Raw genomic sequence first — 21,349 nt, 5'->3', positions numbered from 1 at the left:
TCCCGGAAGCTTGGGAGTCAACGGACGGATTGGAGCCCAGCGCTGCTGGCGACGTTCTGAACCACCTGGCCTGCGGCGCCGCGGAGGCCAACAGCGAGGCTGGTTATGCGACGAAGCGTCTGCTGGGGATGCCGGAAGAAGTTCGCGTAATTGGATTGCCACCAGTAGTTGATCGACATGTTCTGGTCGATGCCCCACACGGCATGCCACCAGCAGAGCGGGATGTAAAGCATGTCACCGGGACTCAGTTCGACGAGAGCGCGGTCAGCGTCTGCCCACTTGGGAAACTGGGCCAGATCCGGGGACGCCACGTTGACCTGCGAGAGGTTGTTCCCGACGTAGCCGTAGGGGTAAGGGTAGACGCGGGCGATCTCCCGAGGCGGGCAGAGGATCACCTGCTTTCGTCCGCGAATCTGCGTGAGGAAGTTGTCGGCAACGTCGTAATGGAGGCCGGTGAAGTTTTTGCCGGGACCGAACCACAAATTGACGGCGGCGTATTTATCCTCATCGACGAACGCTGGGAATCGGACATCGGGCCAGAGTTCGGGTAGAGCGGTCTTGATCGGAAGTTGGACGGCGTAGAGCTCACCGGCGGAAATGGCGCCGCTTGCCAGCAGGTCGATGTACTCCGCGAACTTCATCTCCGACGCGGAAGCCATGGTCCCGTTCTTCGCATCGGGGATGTGAGTGCCTGCACTTGTGACCTTGGAGGGGCTTAGGGGTCGGGCACCGATTTTCTCGGTGAGGTATTCGTTGGTCCACTGCTCGAGCGCGGGCCAGCCCTCCATCGCTCCGGAAATGACGACCGGACGCTGCGGAACGATGAAGCGCTCCTGCAGTTCATCGCGGCTCGGGCATTCCACCCTGGGGACCTCGAACGTGCTACTGACATCGAACAAGCGATTCCTCCTACGGCGCGGTGACACTGGCACCGCCATCCTGGCAAATTATCGCACGGCGTACAGCACACGGCTGTTCCCAGCGTTCAAACGCAGCGCCGAGCAGCGGGTGTGGACGATGGAACCCTTCTCCCCCCGTCCTGTCCGCTCGAACCTGTCCGGGTGTATATCCATCGGGCGGCACCAGTAAACCCCGCTAGACGTGGTACGTCAACGTCTCTGAGCACCTCGACGCCTCGCCACGGCGAGATTCGACCTGACCGGCAAAGTCGAGTAACAGGAGTTTCGCCGTAGTAGCCTGACGCGGACGGCCATTCGACGTTGCGCAGCATCCTCGCGAGTCGCGAAGACATTCGGGGATCGACAGCAACTTCGAGGCGGGCAGTCGAGCAAGGGAGGGATCGACATGGAGTCTGATGTCTTGACACTGGCGGACGCAAAGATTGTTCCGGGACCAGCGCTTCCGCTCGTCATAGAGCCAACGAGCGATGGGTTGGACGTGGTGGAGTGGGCGGACGCACAGCGTGGCCCAATCCACGAACTCCTACTTCGCCACGGGGGCATCGTATTTCGGGGGTTCACCGGAGCATCGGTTGAGACATTCCGCAGATTCATCGCGGCGGTGTCCGGTGAGCCTCTGCCCTACGTCGGCAGGACGTCGCCTCGACACGAAGTTGGTGACCGGGTCTACACGTCTACCGACTATCCTCCGCACACTCGAATTCCTCTGCACAACGAGTCGTCGTACAGCACGACCTGGCCGTTACGACTCTTTTTTCACTGCGTCGTACCACCGGCCAGCGGCGGTGCCACCCCGATCGCCGACAGCCGCAACATCTACCGCCGGATCTCACCTGAGCTCCGGCAACGGTTGGAGGAACGGGACTATCTCTACGTCCGCCACTTCACACCTGCCTTCGGGGTCGGCTGGCAGGAGGCATTCCAGACCGATGACCGTGCTGAGGTCGAACGCTACTGCGCCGAGAACGACATCGAATTCACCTGGGGCGCGGGCGACGAGCTGACCACCAGGCAGCGGCGACCGGTGTCCGCGACACATCCGGAAACTGGCGAGAAGACGTGGTTCAACCACCTCACCTTCTTCCATATCTCCAGCCTGGACCCCATGGTCGCCGAGGCCCTGCTTTCGATGGGGAAGGAAAACCTGCCGAACAACACCTACTACGGCGACGGCGAGGAGATCGAGCCCGAGGCACTCGATGAGCTTCGCGCGGCATACGAGGCCGAAACGGTGGCCGTCCCTTGGCAGGAGGGCGACATCATGATGCTCGAAAACATGCTCGTCGCCCACAGCCGCGAGGAATACAAGCCGCCGCGCCAGATCGTCGTCGGGATGGCCGAGCCCTGGTCGCGGCGTAACCCATAATTTCAGCAGAAGGCACACCTACACGCAACACCGACTGATCTGCTTGGAGTCAAGGCGATCCAAACGGCATCAGGCAGCGTCAGCGGCGTCCCGGGCTTCCTTGGCCTCCTTCGCTCGCGCCACTTGCTCAGCGGTGTAACCGATGAACAGCGCCACCGCTGCTAGCAGGAGGACCACGACTCCTATTCCGAGCAGCCCGTCAGTGAAGCCGTTGTCCAAGGCATCCAACTGCGCGTCGTTCATGGAGACAACCGGACCGGTCGTGCCGCCTAGGTGCAGCGTGCGCAACGTGATGACGGCCTGAATGACGACCAGCACCACCGGCCCTCCGATCATCCTGATCATCACCGCAACCGCCGATGCGGGCCCGATTCGGTCGGAGCCGACGCTGGCGATCAACGAGAGCATGAGCGGGATTTCCATCATGCCGAGTCCGAGACCGCCGACTACGAGGGGCATCATCAGATCCGGAAAGTACGGAACGCCGCGGTTGAGCGTCGAGCCGTACAGCATGGCGCCCAGCAGCAGACTGGCACCGGCGATCACCACCACCCGGGGCGGGAACCACTTCACCAGCTGCGACGAGGCGCCCATTCCGGTGGCCTGTGCCAGCGCGAATGGAATGAAGCTGATACCTGCCTGCAGGGCGCTATAGCCCATCACGTCTTGCACATAGAGGGCGATCAACACAGCAAGAGTGAAACCCGTTCCGCCGGACAAGAACATGACAGCGTAAGTGGCCAACCGGTTGCGGTCGAAGAATAGGCTGAACGGCACTACGGGATTTTCCGCGGTACGCTCCACCACGACGAATGCGAGCAGTCCGACCAGCGTCACCACACCTGAACCGATCGTCAGGGCCGACACCCAGCCCATCTCCGGACCCATCGACAATCCGAAGACTGCCGCGGTACAGATCAGCGTCGCCAATACCGCTCCACTTGCGTCCAGCCTCATCCGCTCTTTCTGGGTTTCCTGCAGCATCGTGGAGCCCAGGCAGATCACCAGGATTCCGATCGGCACGTTGACCCAGAACACCAGCCGCCAGGACACGTCGGTGAGCATTCCTCCGAGCACCAGACCCATCACCGAGCCGACACCGATCATCCCACCGAGCACCGCCGTCGCCGCGTTTCGTACCGGCCCCTTCGGAAACGTGGTGGCCACCAGCGCCATACAGGTCGGTGCGATGATCGCCGCCGCCGCGCCGTGCACCAACCGGGCCAAGACCAGGACGCCTCCGTTCCAGGCGATCGCGCACAGGCCAGAGGCGATGGTGAACAGCACGACCCCAAAGATGAAGGTGCGCTTTCGGCCGATGGTGTCACCGAGACGGCCGCCCACCAGCATCAGGCCACCAAAAGTCAACACGTAAGCGGTGATCACCCAGCTCCGCATACCGTCCGACAGACCCAGCTCGTTCTGGATCGTAGGAAGCGCGAGAACCACGACCGGCCCGTCCATCGATGCCATCAGCTGAGTGCCGCCGATCGCGAGAATCACCGCGACGAACCGTCGAGACCTCAGCAAATCCGGAACGTAGCTTCTCCTGCGGTGTGGCGCCCCGAGCTCGGCGGCCATCTCCGTGGCTTGTCCCGCGCGTTTGATCCTCGAGCGAGTTGTCGCTCGCTTCCCATCGTCGAGACACGCCATAGCGGGCTACCCTACGGCAAAGATGAGCGGTGCCAAAGTCATTCGCTCCTCCGTCAGGTTCGTGAACCCTTGTGACGGTTGACCATGGCGCGGGGCGCACGGATCAGCTTCAACACCGAAAGCCGGTAGAGCAAGCTATTGGAGTAGGCGCGATCCGCGCCGAGGGCCCACAGCTTCCGCGAATTGTCGAATGCCGTCCGGAAGTCGTGTTCGCTGACCTGATAGGCCTCGAAAACGCGATCCAGCACGGAGCTGTCCCAGGGTTCGTCGCGCGCCGCCGCGCGCATCGTTTCGTAGACCGCCGACATCCAGTCCGTGCCGAAGCGCTCAGTCACCGGCCCGGAGCATCGCTGACGGCGCAGACTCGGGGCCAGAAAGTCGTCGACTTCGGCCTCGTCTCGCGAGTGCAAGTCAATGGCGACCGCCTCGGAAATCCGCGAAATCTCCCGACGCCAGTCGTCGAGGAGGTTGGCGTAGTCGACGAACACGCGCGGCATGCCGCGGGTGTATCTCTCTGCGAGCAGAGAATTCTTCAGCCATAGGGCACTCGACAGCTCAGGCGTGGTTGGACCGGCTGCCGCGAGCGACGCGATGACCTCTTGCGGGTGGCGCACCGCGATCACGGCTACCACGTCGAGTCCGGCCGAATTCGCCGCCTCGAACCATAAGTCGGACAGCGCCGTCACGTGGGTGTCCTTGATGACCACGAGCGGAGCTCGCGGCAGCCCGGAGAGAAATGCGCCGATCTTGGCTGTCCAGGCGGACTTCTCGTCGGGTTCGAACGCCCCATCTTCGAGCAAACGCAGGGAGGGGTCGAACCCCGCGCTGCCGTGCCGGCGCAGGATCGTCTCGTTGAGGACGAGCGTTGCGCGGGGCTCCCAATAGCCACGCGGGTTGTGCGCATCGGCCTGTCTGACCTCGGCTGGGAGCGCAGCACCGCACAGCGAAAGCACTCGAGCGAGCGCCGACGTGCCAGACCGCCCCTGGCCCAACACGAATAGAACGACCGGGCGGGCCTCAGTCCGGGTGAGGGCCAGATCTTCCATCGTCGAATCCTCTCCCGGGGCCTCTCCTCTGGGTGCCCCCAATAGTTTGCCCGTGCCCCCCTCGCCAGTTAGTGAAATCGACGAGTCGCTGTGCAACGAATCTCTTCTCATATCGGGTTCCCCCACGGTCTTGTCGTCCGCTCGCTCGCGATCTAGAGCTCGGTCACGTTCGAGAGTGATAAATCGTTGCCATCGATCTTGCGAATGTCGGTGGGCGCCGCCGGCAAGCGCAGGCTCGACAAATGCTGGTAATCCCTGTCGAAGAAGTGCACATTTCCTGGGACGTACCGTCTGCCGAGCCTCGTGGCATATCCCGATTCACCAACGACGACCGTGTCCTTGTCCACCGAGAGGCCGCGGGTGAGCAGTTCACCGACGTGCACCACCACGCCATGGCGGTTGATGAGGTTGCCGCCGCGTGAGTCACAGATCAGCCACTCACCGTCCTCCAGGAACACCACGTTGTGACACCCTGCCCCAGGGACCGTGAACCTGTTCTTCACCTCGAAATTTTCGTCCGTTTGGATCAGCTCGCTGCATTTGCCGCTCGACAGACCGTTGTGCAGAAGAAGGTAGACCGACCCCTGCTCCGCGACGATGGAATTGATATGGACGTAGTTGCTTCCCGGGACGATGTAACGATCGAGCTCCGACTTATGAGATGCGAATTCTGAGCCGAGAGGAAAGAACTCTTCCTCCAACTCGAAAGAGCTGTTGAAGCGCTGGATCTTTTGGCAGAAAGTATCGATTATGTGCAGTTTGTCGCCGATAAAGTCCATCTGATGACAGTTGGTGTGTAAGCCCCTGACAACCACCGATTCACGCCGGATCTGATTATCTTCCAGCTCCAGTTTGATGACGCGACCGAAAAGCTTGCCTCGCAGCCGTAGTGGCTTGCCGCGGAGCTGAATACGACTCAGGAGGATGCCCGTGTCGTATATGTCATGCGCCTGGTAGCAGTAGATGCAACCATCCTTGACGGTTACACCAAAGAACACCCCATCCATGATTTTCGCCCACTGCTGGCCATTGACTGCGTATAGCCCTTCACGAGAAGCCACCAGATGTGTGTAACCGGTCAGATCTCTGGTGCGAATGGGTATCCGACCCAGTCGATACACGAGGCGATCGACTATCTTGAATTGGAGAACCGTCTTCAGGTCAGTGTAGGTAGATGAAAGTGTCAGCCTGAACAACTCGAATCGATTGCGGGGCAGCGCATTTTCGAACTGACGGAATGACACGACATTTCCGTCTGGATCCCTTATCGAAATGACCCAACGCCCCCAATAACTGAACCAAGGGAGCCTCTCGAAACCCAGATTCCTAGGTGGCTCCTCGAGTTCGATGTTGTGCTGAGTGAGCCGTTCCTTCAGCCTCTCGAGGTCTTCTATCTGCAAGAGAAAGCGCGCTGCGCCAGGAGTGGCACTGCCAGGCGGGAAATCCTTAATGTCGTGGATGACTAAAAGAGGGCCTGATGAGCCGATACTTATGTAGTAAGGACAGGAGTATCCGTAAATCTCACGTTGAAACTCGATATCGAAGACGCGGCGATAGAATTCCGCGAGCTTTTCCGGATCTGGCGAGACCAGTTCTACCGATACCAACCCATGAACAGCGCTGTGCGTCATCTCCATCCTCGCTGAGCAGAGGTACATGACCGTGGGCGGCCAGCGGTCCCTCGAGGTAGTGGCGCATCGAGTCGGCCAATCCCGACCGCGAACGCGGCCCGTCCGGTGAGGGCAGAGTCACGCGGACACAGCAGTTCTTCTTTGCTTCCAAAGGGCTTCATTTCTCGAATCGGCAACTCCGCGAAGCGTCCCGCGCAGTACGCTCGCGCTGACCGGGTTTGCGACCGGCTCAGATGGGGGGGCTCATGTGCGGAATCGCTTCGATCCTCGATTTGCGAGGTGACCCCCGCGAACTCCGCGAGCGCGCCGTGACGATGGCTCGGTTGCTGCGGCATCGCGGGCCGGACTGGAGCGGTATATACGCCGACGAACATGCAGTCCTCGCACACGAGCGACTCTCGATTGTCGACGTCGAGCACGGGGCGCAGCCCTTGACCAACGACGCTGTCGAACTCGTTCTGGCGGTGAACGGCGAAATCTACAATCACCAGGCGCTTCGCGCCGGATTCCCCGATTACCCGTTCAAGACCGCGTCGGATTGCGAAGTGATCATCCCCCTCTACGAGCGGTACGGCACCGACTTCCTCAATCGACTCAGCGGAATCTTCGCGTTCGTCCTCTACGACAAACGGACCAATGACTTTCTGGTGGCGCGGGATCCGATCGGCGTGGTCCCTCTCTACACCGGCCGCGACGAGAACGGAAACCTCTATGTCGCCTCGGAGATGAAAGCTCTGATCCGATACTGCCGACACATCGAGGATTTCCCCCCGGGCCACTACCTGACGCGCAGGCTGGGCAAGCCCCGGCGCTATTACGATCCGGAATGGCGCGACTTCTCGGCGGTCACTGGGCGACCGCTCGGTATCTCGCGCCTGCGAACAGCTCTCGAAGCCGCCGTCCACCAGCAGTTGATGTCCGATGTGCCCTACGGCGTCCTCATCTCTGGAGGACTCGATTCGTCCGTGATCTCGGCGGTCACTGCGAAATTCGCCGAAAACCGAATCGAGGACGGCGACCGTACGCAGGCCTGGTGGCCACGGCTGCATTCGTTCTGCATCGGCCTCGAAGGCTCTCCCGACGTCGCCGCGGCTCGAAAGGTCGCGACGGCAATCGGCACCGTCCACCACGAATTCGAGTTCACCGTGCAGGAGGGACTCGACGCGCTCTGGGACGTGATCTACCACATCGAAACCTATGACGTGACGAGCATCCGCGCCTCGACGCCGATGTATCTGATGATGCGGCGGATCAAGGCGATGGGGATCAAGATGGTTCTCTCGGGCGAAGGTGCTGACGAGGTCTTCGGCGGCTACCTTTACTTCCACAAGGCTCCGGGGGCGCGGGAGTTCCACGAAGAGACGATCCGCAAGCTGGATCTGCTCCACAAATACGATTGCCTTCGCGCCAACAAGACCGCCGCCGCATGGGGCGTCGAAATACGCGTACCGTTCCTCGATCGCGAATTCCTTGACGTCGCAATGGCTTTCGACCCCTACGAGAAGATGGTCGGCCAGGGTCGGATGGAGAAGTGGCCGTTGCGCGAAGCCTTCAAAGGTTGTTTGCCGAACGAGATCCTTTGGCGACAGAAGGAACAATTCTCCGACGGCGTGGGCTACCGGTGGATTGATTCGCTGAAGGCAATCGCCGAGGCGCAGGTCTCCGACAGCCAAATGCAGAGTGCCCAATACCGCTTCCCGGACAATCCGCCCGCCACCAAGGAGGCGTACATGTACCGCGAGATTTTCGAATCCCATTTCCCGGGCCACGCCGCGGCGGCTTGTGTTCCGGGAGGCCCGAGCATCGCCTGCAGCACCCCGGCAGCCATCGCGTGGGACACGAGCTTCGCTAACAACGCCGATCCCTCGGGGCGGGCGGTGCTTGGAGTCCATCAGGTCGCGAACGCCCCAGCTTAGGCCAGCACGATCCGCGGTGACTGCACCCTCGGTCAACACCCCCGGTCACCCCCCCGCCCATCAGGCTCGCGCCCTCGCTCTCACCGAGTGGATCGAACGCCGAGCGCCCGCTCAGCGTTTCGATGCCTGCCCGGTTCAGCAGGCCTGTTCATTAGAGAACCAACCGCCGTGAAAGCTTCGAGCCACGCGTCAAGCCCCTAATGAAATTTTGAGCTGTTCAATATACTTACCCAGCGCTTCGGTGGACGTCATCTCATCGTGTCCACAATCGACCGAGTACACGACGATATCGCCGGTAACATACGGTCGCCAATCTTCTGGATCATTCTCATTTTCACCTCGTGCCGCCGAGAATACGATCATATCGCCATCAAACACTTCGGGTGCGTGATCGCGGAGATAAGACAGATTCCTATTGTGGTTGTAGACCGCGAACTCGAATATCGGTTTGGGCGGCAGAACAAATTCCACCATTTGTCCTTGTTGCCGAATCAGCTCCTCGGCATTTTGGTAGGTGAGCTGCTCCGACTGCTCAGGAATCTCGATACCGCTGGATCGTAGGAAGAGGTTGAGGAGCCGATTCTCGGCCGGGTTCTCGTCGATGATCGCTTGGTCTTCTGTGGTGCCATCGGCATCAAGCACTGGATCCAGCATTATGAGTCGTTGAACCGTAGAACCCCGGCGGCGAAGTTCGACCGCGAGTTCGTGGGCCACCGGGCCTCCGAAGGACCAACCTAGAAGGTTGTAGGGCCCGTCGGGGTAAGTAGCCTGGATCCGATCGGCGTAGTTTTTCGCCATGTCACGAATCGACCGAGGTTCGGTTTCGCCGCTTTGGGGGATTTGATTGATGCCGATTATCGGACAATCCAGATAATCGCGCAGGTTCCGATACGCATAGCTTTGTCCGTTACCTTCGTGAATACAGCAGAGCGGAACACCGGTCCCCTCTTTGAAAATCTCAACGGGTACCAATTCCAATGCGCTGTCTTCGCTGCCCAGTTGCTCGCTCAGGCTTCGCACGGTCGGTGCATGAAACAACGTGCGCACCGCGAGATGGGTGTCCAACGACTTGTTGACCACAGCGACCAGTCTCATCGCCGAGAGGGAGTCGCCGCCGAGTTCGAAGAAGGAGTCGTCGACGCCGACGCGTTCGACGCCCAGGACTTGGGCGTAGATGCCGGCCAGGATCTCCTCGGTGAGGGTGGCTGGGGCGCGGTAGCGGTCGGCGTCTTGGTATTCCGGTGCCGGTAGCGCGCGGGTGTCGAGTTTGCCGTTGACCGTCAACGGCAACGCCTCCAGCGCCACGATCGCGGCGGGCACCATATAGGCCGGCAACCGCTGCCCCAGCGCGGCGCGCACCTCGCCGGGATCTGCGCTGCCGGTGACGTAACCGACCAGGCGCTTATCGCCGGGGCGGTCCTGGCGGGCGATCACCACCGCCTGCTGGACCCCATCACAGGCCGCCAACGCGGCCTGGATCTCACCCAATTCGATGCGATACCCGCGGATCTTGACCTGCTCATCAGCCCGGCCAGATACACCAACTGCCCATCAGCACCCCACCGCACCAAATCCCCGGTGCGATACATCCGCTGCCCCGGCGCTCCCGCGCCACCGAATGGGCAGGCCACAAACCGCGACGCGCTCAACCCCGCCCGGCCCACATACCCATAGGCCAGCCCCGCACCAGCGACATACAACTCACCGACCACCCCCGCCGGCACCGGACGCAACCACCCATCCAGCACGAAGAACCCCAGATGCGCCAACGGCACCCCGATCGGGCTCACACTGCTGGCCCCATCAGCCTCGGTGATCTCACGCACCGAGGCGTGCACCGTGGTCTCGGTGATCCCGTACATGTTCACCAACCGCGGCAACCCCGGATGATGAGCCAACCACGGCCCCAACCGCTGCGGCTCCAACGCCTCCCCACCAAAGACCACCGTCTCCAACTTGAGCTGATCAGACAACTCCGGGGCCAACACATCAGCAGCCTGCAACGCATAAAACGCCGACGGCGTCTGACTCAACACACTGACCTGCTCGGCCACCAACAACGCATGCAAATCCTCGGCCGAACGCACCACCGCATCCGGGACCACCACCACCCGCCCACCACTGAGCAGAGCGCCCCAGATCTCCACACCGAAAAGTCAAACGCCAACGAATGACACTGCGACCACACCCCCGCGCCGGGCACATCAGCATCCAACGTCTCCAACAACCGCACCACATTGGCATGCGGCACCGCCACCCCACACCGGTGGTACCCGAGGTGTAAATCAAATACGCCACATCATCGGCACCCACCCCGCACCACACCCGACTCACGCTGCCCGCCAACACCATCAACATCACCGACCTCGTTGACATCGATGACCGCGACCGCACGCTCACCCAACCGCCCGCGCAACTCGGCGGTCGTGAGCACCGCGCAGGGCGCCGCGTCATCGAGCACCAACCCGATCCGCGCATCCGGATGAGCCGGGTCCATCGGCACATACGCCGCCCCCGCCTTAAGCACCCCCAACATCGCCACAACCGCCTCACCCGACCGCGGCACCAACAACCCCACCCGATCCCCGACACCCACACCCCGGCCAACCAACACCTGCGCCAACCGATCCGCAGCCGCATCCAACCCGGCATAACTCCACGACCGCGCCCCACAACTAACCGCCACCGCCTCCGGCGCCCGCCCCACCTGCTCCGCGAACAACACCGGAATCGACACCGCCGCAGACGATCCCGACCGACTCAACGCCACACGATTACCGACGACATCGAGCCGCGCATGCTCGATCTCATCGAGGACATCCAGCGACGACAACCGCAGGCCCGCATCGGCGGTCATCGCAACCAGGACCCGCTCGAACCGCTCGATCAGGACCTCGATACTCGCGGCGTCGAACACATCGGTCCGGAACTCGACCGCACCGCGAATCCCGGCGGGCTCGCCGTCAGCTGTCCAGGCTTCAGCCAGTGAGAAGGTCAAATCCATCCGGGCGGTCTGGGTGTCCACAGGCAGGGGCGTCACCTGGATATCACCGAACGGCAGTGCGTCGCCACCATCGGTGACGTGCCGCGCAAAGTTCTGCCAGGCGAGCATGACCTGCACCAGCGGGTGACGGCTCAGCGAGCGGGTCGGGTTGAGCCGCTCGACCAGCAGCTCGAACGGCACATCCTGATGCTCATAGGCGGCCAGGCTGCGTTGCCGCACCTGGCGCAACAGTTCGGCGACGGTGGGGTCACCCGTCAGGTCCGCTCGTAGCACCAGGGTGTTGACGAAGAAGCCGACCAGACTTTCCAGCGCGGTGTCGCGCCTGCCGGCGATCGGGAAGCCCACCGCCACGTCACTGCTGGCGCTGAGTTTGGAAAGCAGCACCGCCAGGGCGGCCTGCATCACCATGAAGCTGGTGGCATTGTGCGCACGAGCCAGCCCGCGCACTTGCTGTTGCAGTTCGACCGGCCAGTCCAGAGTCACCCAGGCTCCGCGGTAGTCGGCCACCGGCGGATACGGCCGATCGGTGGGAAGATCAAGCTGTTCGGGCATCCCGGCCAGCGCCTGCTCCCAGTAGGCCAGCTGTGCGGCGATGCTGCTGTCGGGGTCGCCCAGATCTCCGAGCTGCTCGCGCTGCCACAACGTGTAGTCGACGTACTGCACCGGCAACGGCTCCCAGTCAGGCACCTGGCCCGCGCACCGGCTGGCATAGGCCACCGCCAGATCACTGACCAGCGGGTTGATCGACACGCCGTCGGCGGCGATATGGTGCACCGCGGCCACCAGTAGGTACTCGTCGTCGGCGACGCGGAAAAGCTTAGCCCGCAAAGGGATCTCGGTCGCCAGGTCGAACGGGCGACGCGCTTCGGCGTCGATCGCCTCGTCGAGCCGGTCTTCCAGCCAGCCGTCCGCGTCGACCACTTCCCAGCCGAGGTTGGCGTCCCCGGCCGGCACCACCAATTGCTGAGGCACCCCGTTGGGTGCGGCGAACAAGGTGCGCAGGCTTTCGTGGCGGCCCACCACATCGGTCAACGCCTGACCCAATGCCTGGGCGTCCAGGCGCCCGCTCAAGCGCAACGCCACCGCGATGTTGTAGATCGCCGACGGGCCCTGCAACTGGTCGATGAACCACAACCGCTGCTGGGCAAACGACAACGGCACCACCGCCGGGCGCTGCCCGGCCACCAACGGCTCCAGACCACCACCAGCGGCACCGATCCGCGGCGCCAACTGCGCGACTGTCGGTTCCTCGAAGAAGGTGGGAACGGCGAGGCCGGCCGCCAACGACTTGTTCACTGAGGCGATGACTCGCATCGCCAGGATGCTGTCGCCGCCGAGGTCGAAGAAGGAGTCGTCGATTCCGACGCGTTGCAGACCCAGTACCTGGGCGAAGATGCCGGCCAAGATCTCCTCGGTCGGGGTGCTCGGCGCCCGGTAGCGATCCACATCGGCATACTCCGGCGCCGGCAACGCGCGCCGGTCAAGCTTGCCGTTGGCCGTCAACGGCAACACATCGAGCACCACCACCGCCGCGGGCACCATATAGGCCGGCAACCGCTGCCCCAGCGCAGCACGCGCCTGAGCGGAATCGACTGCACCGGCGAACGTTTCGGTGACATAACCGACCAGACGCTTATCACCGGGGGCATCCTCACGCGCGATCACCACCGCCTGATCCACCCCAACACACGCCGCTAGCGCGGCCTGGACCTCACCCAATTCGATGCGATACCCGCGGATCTTGACCTGCTCATCGGCACGACCCAGATGCACCAACTGCCCATCAGCACCCCAACGCACCAAATCCCCGCTGCGATACATCCGCTGCCCGAAACCACCGAACGGACACGCCACAAACCGCGACGCGGTCAACGACGCCCGACGCACATACCCACACCCGAGCCGACCCGCCACATACAACTCACCGACCACACCGGCCGGCACCGGACGCAACCACTGATCCAACACGAAAAACGCCGCCCCAGGCACCGGAGTCCCAATCGGAACCACGCCCGATCCGGACACCAGCGGCGCACTCATCGCCGCGAACACCGACGTCTCCGTCGGCCCGCACATTGATCATCACCCGACCCGGCGCCCACCGCTCCACCAACTCCGGCGGGCACGGCTCCCCACCCATGATCAGCAACGCCACCGCATCCAAGCCCTGCGGCGAGAGCACCGCCAACGCCGACGGCGTCTGACTGAGCACACTGACCCGCTCGGCGATCAACAACGCATGGAAGTCGGCCGCCGACCGCACCACCGCATCGGGCACCACCACCAACCGCCCACCATTGAGCAGCGCCCCGAAAATCTCCTGCACCGACACGTCGAAACCCAACGAATGCCACTGCGACCACACCCCCGCCACCGGCAGATGCGCCGGCAACGCCCCCAACATCTGCGTCACCGCCCGATGCGCCACCACCACCCCCTTGGGCACACCCGTCGTACCCGAGGTGTAAATGACGTAAGCCAAATCATCAGGCGCCGGGCCCGCCAACGCGCCCGCCGGACAGCTGTCGATACGCGGATCGTCGATATCGACCACCGGCACATCAGCACCCAACCGATGCGTCAATCCCGCCGAACCGACCGCCACCACCGGCGCGGCATCAGCCACCATGAACCCGATCCGCGCATCCGGATGCATCGGATCAATCGCCATATACGCCGCGCCGGACTTGAGCACCGCCAAAATCGCCACAACCGCCCGCGCCGAACGCTCCAACAACAACGCCACACACTGACCCGGCCCCGCACCATGCTCAACCAACAAGTGCGCCAACCGGTTAGACGCCTCGTCCAACTCGCGATACGTCCACGACCGACCCTCACCGCTGAGAGCCACCGCATCCGGGACACGACCCACCTGCTCAGCGAACAGCGCCGGAATCGACACCGCCACAGCCCCCGGCCCACTCAACACCGCCCGATGCCCAACCTCATCCAACCGGGCATGCTCAGCAGCATCGAGCACATCCACCGACGACAACCGCCGAGCCGGATCGGCCGTCATCGCCACCAACACCCGCTCCAACCGCCCAACCAACACCTCGACACTGGCCGCATCAAACACATCGGTGTCGTACTCGACGCGAACCCGTAGTTCACGCCCAGGCTGGACCGCGACCGTCAGCCGGTAGTGGTTGTATTCGTAAGCGTTGATCTCCGGGATGGCCAGCTCGTGGTCGCCTGACAACGCGGCGGTGTCGATCGGGTAGTTCTCGTAGAGAAAGAGCGTGTCGAACAGCTGGTCCTGACCGGAGGCACGGTGAATCTCGTTGAGCGGTAGGTGCTGGTGCTCGACGGTGCGGTTGTGGGCACTCTGCAGCTGCTCGAGCAGTTCGGTGGGGGTGGTTGCCGAGGTCATGGATGCGCGTACCGGCACGGTGTTGATCAGCATGCCCACCATCGATTCGGCGCCCGCCACCTCAGCAGGTCGACCCGACACCGCGATTCCGAAAGCGACATCGGTCTGACCGGTCAACTGGCAGAGCAGCTGAGCGAACGCGGCTTGCAACGCGATGTTCACGGTGGTGTGGTTCGAACGCGCCAACTCACCGAGCGCCCGCGTGGTCTCCTCAGCCACGTAATGCACGGCCACGTCGCGCCGCCCCAGCCCTGCCCCGCCGGGTGGCCCGACGAATGTCGGAGTCTCGAAACCGGCGAACACCTCAGCCCAGACTGCTCGTGCCGCAGCGCGATCCTGACCGGCGAGCCAGGTGACGAAGCTGCGGTACGAGACAGGTTCGGGCAGGCGCTGCCCGTAATAGGCGGCAATGATTTCCTGCAGCAAGATAGGCCTCGACCAGCCATCCATCACGATGTGATGATTGGTCAGCACGAATCTGTGCCGATCCGACCCGGTCCGGATCAACGCCGCGCGGAACGCCGGCGGGTTGGCGAAATCGCACACAGCAGCACGCTCGGCGGCGCACACCTTCGTGACCTCTTCATCGACATCGACTTCTTCGTGCAGCTCGACATACCGCCAAGGCGCTGTGGGATCGGCCGGGATCACCTGCACCGGTTCGTCGAACTGCGCACAGAAGCGGGCCACCAGATGCGGATGCCGGCCAACCACCGTGTGCACCGCGTCGCGCAGCCGGTCTGGATCTAGGGGCCCGGTCACGGTCACATCGAGCTGCACCGCATACACGTCGTCGCTGCTGTCCGCTGCGGTGCTGGTATAGAAAAGCAGACCCTGCTGTAGAGGAGTCAGCGGCAGCACGTCGGCGACGCAGTCTTGCCGGCACAGCTCGTCGAGTTGTTGCTGGCTCAATCGGGTCGGCGCTAGATCCGACGGCGTCAAACCGCCACCACCGGCCCGAACATGTGCACAGATACCGGTCAGGGCCTCGAACCACAACCGGCTCAACTTATCGACCTGTGCGCGATCGAGCGCTGATCGCGCCCACCGCCAATTGGCGTGCAACCTCGGGCCGGTGTCGGTGTCTGCGGTGCCGGCGTTGAGTTCCACGGTGTGGGACAGCTGGAGCGGTATGGCAGCGGCAGCGCCGGTCAGCGATAAGCCCTCCTGGCTGATCCGCCAGAAGTCGTCGGACAATTCAGTGCCGGCCGCCCCGAGCCGCCCCAGGTAGTTGAACCCGATCTCCGGATCGGGCTCGACGAGTTCGACGTCGGGGTTCAGATAGCGCAACAGTCCGTAGGTCAACGGGTCCGGCAGGGCGCGCAATTGCTCTTTGGCGCTCTTGATCACCGCCCCGAGTTCGGCGTCACCGGCGGTCACCCGCGCCCAGTCCAGCCCCCCCACGGCCAGTGAGACCGGGTACTTGGTGGTGAACCAGCCCACCGTGCGGGTCAGGTCCGCGTCGTCGGCCAGTTCCGCATGGCGGCCGTGGCCCTCGACGTCGATCCCGACCGGCGCGCCGCCGATGCCCAGGAACTCCGAGCAGGCCAACGCGAACGCGATCAACAGGATGTCTTGTATGCCGGCATGAAACGCCGTGGGCACCTCACCCAGAAGCATCCAGGTGGTTTCGGCTTCGAGCTCGACCGACAGGAAACCGGCAGTGGTGAACGTGTCCTCCAGGGGCTGCACCGCCGGTAGCGCGGGCCGGGCCGCCCCAACGCGGCGCCAGGCGTCCGCGTGCTGCATGACGGCCGGCGTGCGGGCGTACTCGACCAACAGCGATGACCACCGGGCAAACGACATACCCGGTGCGGGTAACGCGACGGGTTGTCCGCTGCTGTGCTGCGCCCAGGCAATGTTGAGGTCTTCCAACAGGATTCGCCAGGAGACGCCGTCAACGGCGAGATGGTGGATGATCAACACCAACTGGCTCATGGAGGTCACCCACAGCGCACTCAGCATCACCCCGGAAGCCGGGTTCAACCGTGACCGTGCTGCCACGACTGCGTCGTCGGACAATACGTCCACCGTGAGCAGGTGCTCATCGGCGTCTATCGATCCCGGTGCGGGTACCTCGAGTGACCAGCCGCCGGCATCGCCATCGCGGACGCGGCACCGCAGCATGCCATGCCGATCCATCAGGGCCTGCAATACGACGACCACGTCGGCTTCGGTCACCTCGATGGGAGCCTGAAGCGCGATCGTCTGGTTGAACTGCTCGATCGGGCCTTCCATGCTGTGCAACCACCGCATGATCGGCGTCGCGACCACCGGCCCGATGCCCTCATCGACCGGTCCGGCCTCACCGTCGGCTACCTTCGCGACCCGGGCCAGCCGGGCCACGGTCTGCTCGACAAAGACGTCCGGCGGCCGACACAACACACCAGCGGCCCGGGCTCGCGCCACCACCTGCATCGACAGGATGCTGTCGCCGCCCAGCTCAAAGAATGAGTCATCGACTCCGACCCGCTCCAGCCCGAGCACCTGCGCGTAGATGGTGGCCAAGATCTCCTCGGCGGGGGTGGCCGGCGCGCGGTAACGTTCACCGGCCTGGTACTCCGGCGCCGGCAGCGCGCGCCGGTCGAGTTTGCCGTTCGCAGTCAGCGGCAGCGCGTCGATCACCACCACCGCCGCGGGCACCATGTAGACCGGCAGCCGCTCGGCCAGAGTGGCACGCGCCGCGGCCGGGTCCGCCGTTCCGGTGATGTAGCCGACCAGGCGCTTGTCGCCGGGGCGGTCCTCACGCGCGATCACCACCGCCTGCGCCACCCCGTCACAACCGGCCAACGCCGCCTGCACCTCACCGAGCTCGATGCGGAACCCGCGAATCTTGACCTGCTCATCGGCACGGCCCAGATACGCCAACTGCCCGTCAGCACCCCAACGCACCAGATCCCCGGTGCGATACATCCGCTCACCCGGCCCACCGAACGGACACGCCACAAACCGCGACGCCGTCAACCCGCCCCGTCGCCAATAGCCCACCGCGACACCGCCACCGGCGATGTACAGCTCACCGACCACACCCGGCGAGACCCGGCGCAACCCCGCATCGAGGACGAACAGCGCCGCCCCCGACACCGGCGAGCCGATCGGCGCGACATCGCAGTCGGTCTCCAGCGGCGCGCTCATCGCCGCATACACCGTGGCCTCGGTCGGACCGTAGGCGTTGATCATCACCCGCCCCGGCGCCCACCTGTCGACCAATTCGGTCGGGCAGGCCTCACCGGCCACCACCAACGCCGACGGCAGGCCCTCGGGTGCGAGCATGCCCGCCGCCGACGGGGTTTGGCTTAACACTGTGACGCCTTCGGTGACCAGCAAGGCGTGCAATTCGTCGGGGAAAGCAGCCACCTCTTCGGGCACCACCACCAGCCGGCTACCGTGCAGCAACGCCCCGAAGATCTCCCACACCGAGACGTCGAAAGCGTAGGAGTGCCACTGCGACCACACCTGCCCCGGCCCCGAGGACACGCCGCCGAGTCCGGACGCCAGTAGGTTCGCCACGTTGCGGTGGGTGACCGCAACGCCTTTGGGCACACCGGTAGTACCGGAGGTGTAAATGAAGTAAGCGATGTCGTCAGGGGCCGGCGCCGGCAAAGTCGTGCCCGGATTGTCCTGGATGCGGCGATCTTCGCCGTCGATGACGCGTACATCGCACCCCGTGAGCAGGTCGGCCGACCCCGCCGTCGTTATCGCGGCGATCGGTGCGGCATCGGCAACCATGAACTCGATGCGGGCCGTCGGGAGCGCCGGGTCTATCGGCAGGTACGCCGCCCCGGCCTTCAGCACCGCGAGGATCGACACAATCGCCTCAGCCGACCGGGAGAACAGCAGCGCCACTGACTGTCCCGGGCGTGCGCCAAGGCTCGCCAGATGATGGGCCAACCGGTTAGCAGCCTCATCAAGCTCGCGATATGTCCACGAGCGCTGTCCGTCACTGAGCGCCACCGCTTCCGGCGTGCGGGCCACTTGCTCGGCGAACGACACCGGGACCGACGCCGACACACTCGCCGGCGAGGTCAACGCCGCCCGATTACCCCAGCCGTCCAGTTCGGCGTGTTCATCCTCATCGAGCAGATCCAGGGACAGCAACCGCCGCGTCGTGTCTGCGGTCATGACTGCTGACCCGAATCGGCGGTCATTGCCACCAGCACCCGCTTGAACCGCTTGATGAGCGCTCCGATGCGCGCGCTGTCGAACACGTCGGTATCGAATTCGATCCGAACGTCCAGTTCGCGGCCCGGGGCGGCTTGCACCGAAAGTGGATAGTGGTTGTATTCGCGCGGGGTGACGTCGGTGATGGCCAACTCGTGGGCTCCTGATGGTGCGGAGGTGTCGATCGGGTAGTTCTCATAGATGAAGAGGGTGTCGAACAACTGGTCATGGCCGACGGCGCGGTGGATATCACCAAGTCCGACGTGCTGGTGCTCCAGCGTGTCGTTGTAGACACGTTGAAGCTGACCGAGTAGGTCGGCGACGGTGGTTGTCGTGGTGATGGTCGCGCGTATCGGCACCGTGTTGATCAACAGACCGACCATCGATTCCGCACCGGGCACCTCCGTGGGCCGGCCTGAGACGGCGGTACCGAACGCGACGTCATGCTGACCGGTCAGCCACATCAGCAGCTGCACCCACGCGGCCTGAAGGACCGTGCTGACGGTCGTCTCGTGCGAGCGCGCCAAACCGCTCAGCGCCCGCGTGGTGTCCTCGGGCACCTGGAACGAGGCGACATCTCGACGGCCCAGACTCAGCCGCCCCGGTGGACTCACCAGAGTCGGAGTCTCGAATCCGGCGAACACCTCACGCCAGGCTTCGTGGGCCGCAGCGCGGTCCCGGCCGAACAGCCAGCTCACGAAGCTGCGGTACGACGCGGGCGCCGGCAGGCGCTGCCCGTAGTAGCTTGCGATGGTCTCGCGCAGCAGGATGGACGTTGACCAGCCGTCCATGACGATGTGGTGGTTGGTCAGCACGAACCGGTGCCGGTGTGCCGCGGTGCGGATCAGCTCCGCCCGGAACACCGACTGGTCGGCCAGGTTGCACACCGCCGCACGTTCGGCGGCGCACAGTTCCTGGATCTGTTCATCGACATCGGCGGCGCCGTCGAGGTCGACATACCGCCACGGCACCACCGGCTCCGCTGGGATGACTTGAACCGGCTCGTCGAACTGGTCAAAGAACCGGGCTGCCAGGTTGGGATGCCGGTTGAGCACGTTCTGCAGCGCGACGCGAAGCCGTTCGGCGTCGAGGGCGCCCGTAATGGTGATATCCAGCTGCACCGCGTACACGTCGTCGCCGTGCCCCTGCGTAGTGCTCGTGTGGAAGAACAGTCCCCGCTGCAGGGCAGTCAGCGGCAGGACGTCTGCGATGCGATATCGCTGCTGCAGCTCGTCGATCTGCTGCTGGCTCAATCGGGCAGGACTGATGTCGGACGGGGTGAGGCCGCCGCCGCCGGTGCGGACGTGTGCGCAGATGCCGGCCAGCGCCTCGAACCACAGTCGGCTCAGCCGGTCTGCCTGTGCGTGATCGAGCGCCGACTGCGCCCACCTCCAGTTGGCATTCAGCTGCGGGCCGGTTTCGGTGTCGATGGTGACGGCGTTGAGTTCGACCGTGTGCGCCAACGGCAGCGCCAACGCCGCGGTTGCGCCGGTCTGCGCCAGGCCCTGTTCGCTGATCCGCCAGAAGTTGCCGGACAACTCGGCGGCGGCTGCGCCAAGTCGGCCGAGGTAGTTGAATCCAATCACCGGATCGGACCCGTCGATGCCGACGTCGGGGTTCAGGTAGCGCAACAGACCGTAGGTCAGGCCGTCCGGCAGGGCGCGAAGCTGCTCCTTGGCATCCTTGACCGCGGCGCCCAGCGTGGCCTCGCCGGCGACCACCTGTGCCCAGTCCAGCCCACCGGCGGCCAGCGACACCGGATAGATGGTGGTGAACCAGCCCACCGTGCGCGACAGGTCCACGTCGTCGGCCAGCTCCTCGTGGCGGCCGTGGCCCTCGACGTCGATGGCGACCGGCGCCGCACCGCTGGTCAGGAATTCCGCCAAAGCCAACCCAAACGCGATCAGCAAGATGTCGTTGACTCCGGCGTGGAATGCGGCTGGCACGTCACCCAACAGCAGGCTGGTGGTCTCGCAGTCCAGCGCCACCGACAGATGTCCCGCTGTGGAGAAGGTGTCGACCGCGGGTTGCACCGCCGGGAGTAAGGCAGGGGTCGCCGTCACCTGCCGCCACACTTCGGCATGCTCGACCACGTCGGGGTGGTGCGCGTGCTTGGCGAGCAGCGACGACCACCGCGCGAACGACGTGCCGGGCGCCGGCAACTCCACGGGTTGATCGTTGCGGTGCTGTGCCCAAGCGATATTCAAGTCCTCCAACAGGATTCGCCATGACACGCCGTCGACGGCCAGGTGGTGGACGATCAACACCAGTTCGCT

6 protein-coding genes and 1 pseudogene (1 of these 7 cut by a window edge) are annotated in these 21,349 nt (G+C 63.9%); 2 read left to right on the top strand and 5 right to left on the bottom strand.

Annotated elements, in window-relative coordinates; translation table 11 throughout:
- Positions 1–17: 17 nt before the first annotated feature.
- Positions 18–863: a cupin-like domain-containing protein gene (locus G6N18_RS20365; RefSeq protein WP_165757362.1), complete on the bottom strand. Its 846-nt coding sequence runs from the start codon at positions 861–863 to the stop codon at positions 18–20.
- 442 nt (positions 864–1,305) lie between these two features.
- Here G6N18_RS20365 and G6N18_RS20360 point away from each other — a divergent pair, with 442 nt between their 5' ends.
- Positions 1,306–2,286 (top strand): TauD/TfdA family dioxygenase, encoded by a 981-nt coding sequence (locus tag G6N18_RS20360; RefSeq protein WP_083007324.1) that lies wholly within the window; start codon positions 1,306–1,308, stop codon positions 2,284–2,286.
- 69 nt (positions 2,287–2,355) lie between these two features.
- Here G6N18_RS20360 and G6N18_RS20355 read toward each other — a convergent pair whose 3' ends face one another.
- The 3 genes from G6N18_RS20355 to G6N18_RS20345 form a co-directional block, all read right to left on the bottom strand.
- Positions 2,356–3,939, bottom strand: a complete 1,584-nt coding sequence (locus G6N18_RS20355) for an MFS transporter (RefSeq protein ID WP_083007326.1) — start codon at positions 3,937–3,939, stop codon at positions 2,356–2,358.
- A gap of 53 nt (positions 3,940–3,992) precedes the next feature.
- Positions 3,993–4,985 (bottom strand): sulfotransferase family protein, encoded by a 993-nt coding sequence (locus tag G6N18_RS20350; RefSeq protein WP_083007327.1) that lies wholly within the window; start codon positions 4,983–4,985, stop codon positions 3,993–3,995.
- Positions 4,986–5,137: 152 nt separating this feature from the next.
- Positions 5,138–6,616, bottom strand: coding sequence for a VOC family protein (locus G6N18_RS20345; RefSeq protein WP_163689951.1), 1,479 nt, complete (start codon positions 6,614–6,616; stop codon positions 5,138–5,140).
- A gap of 233 nt (positions 6,617–6,849) precedes the next feature.
- Between G6N18_RS20345 and asnB the strand changes: the two genes are divergently transcribed.
- On the top strand, positions 6,850–8,532 hold the full coding sequence (asnB, locus tag G6N18_RS20340) for an asparagine synthase B (RefSeq protein WP_308215033.1): 1,683 nt from the start codon (positions 6,850–6,852) through the stop codon (positions 8,530–8,532).
- Between the two features lie 189 nt (positions 8,533–8,721).
- Here the strand turns inward: asnB and G6N18_RS24645 are convergent.
- A pseudogene (locus G6N18_RS24645) lies at positions 8,722–21,349 on the bottom strand (amino acid adenylation domain-containing protein) (its annotated part continues 25,046 nt past the right edge of the window); the annotation flags it as partial.

Source organism: Mycolicibacterium celeriflavum (assembly GCF_010731795.1).
Taxonomy (GTDB): Bacteria; Actinomycetota; Actinomycetes; order Mycobacteriales; family Mycobacteriaceae; genus Mycobacterium; species Mycobacterium celeriflavum.
Note: the sequence above shows the minus strand (reverse complement) of the source record. Positions and strands in the feature narration are given on the sequence as shown.

Bases quoted from the DNA above. Each gene is read 5' to 3' on its own strand.
- G6N18_RS20360 (WP_083007324.1), top strand. From the start codon at position 1,306: ATGGAGTCTGATGTCTTGACACTGGCGGACGCAAAGATTGTTCCGGGA.
- G6N18_RS20355 (WP_083007326.1), bottom strand. From the start codon at position 3,939: ATGGCGTGTCTCGACGATGGGAAGCGAGCGACAACTCGCTCGAGGATC.
- G6N18_RS20350 (WP_083007327.1), bottom strand. From the start codon at position 4,985: ATGGAAGATCTGGCCCTCACCCGGACTGAGGCCCGCCCGGTCGTTCTA.
- G6N18_RS20345 (WP_163689951.1), bottom strand. From the start codon at position 6,616: ATGACGCACAGCGCTGTTCATGGGTTGGTATCGGTAGAACTGGTCTCG.
- asnB (WP_308215033.1), top strand. From the start codon at position 6,850: ATGGGGGGGCTCATGTGCGGAATCGCTTCGATCCTCGATTTGCGAGGT.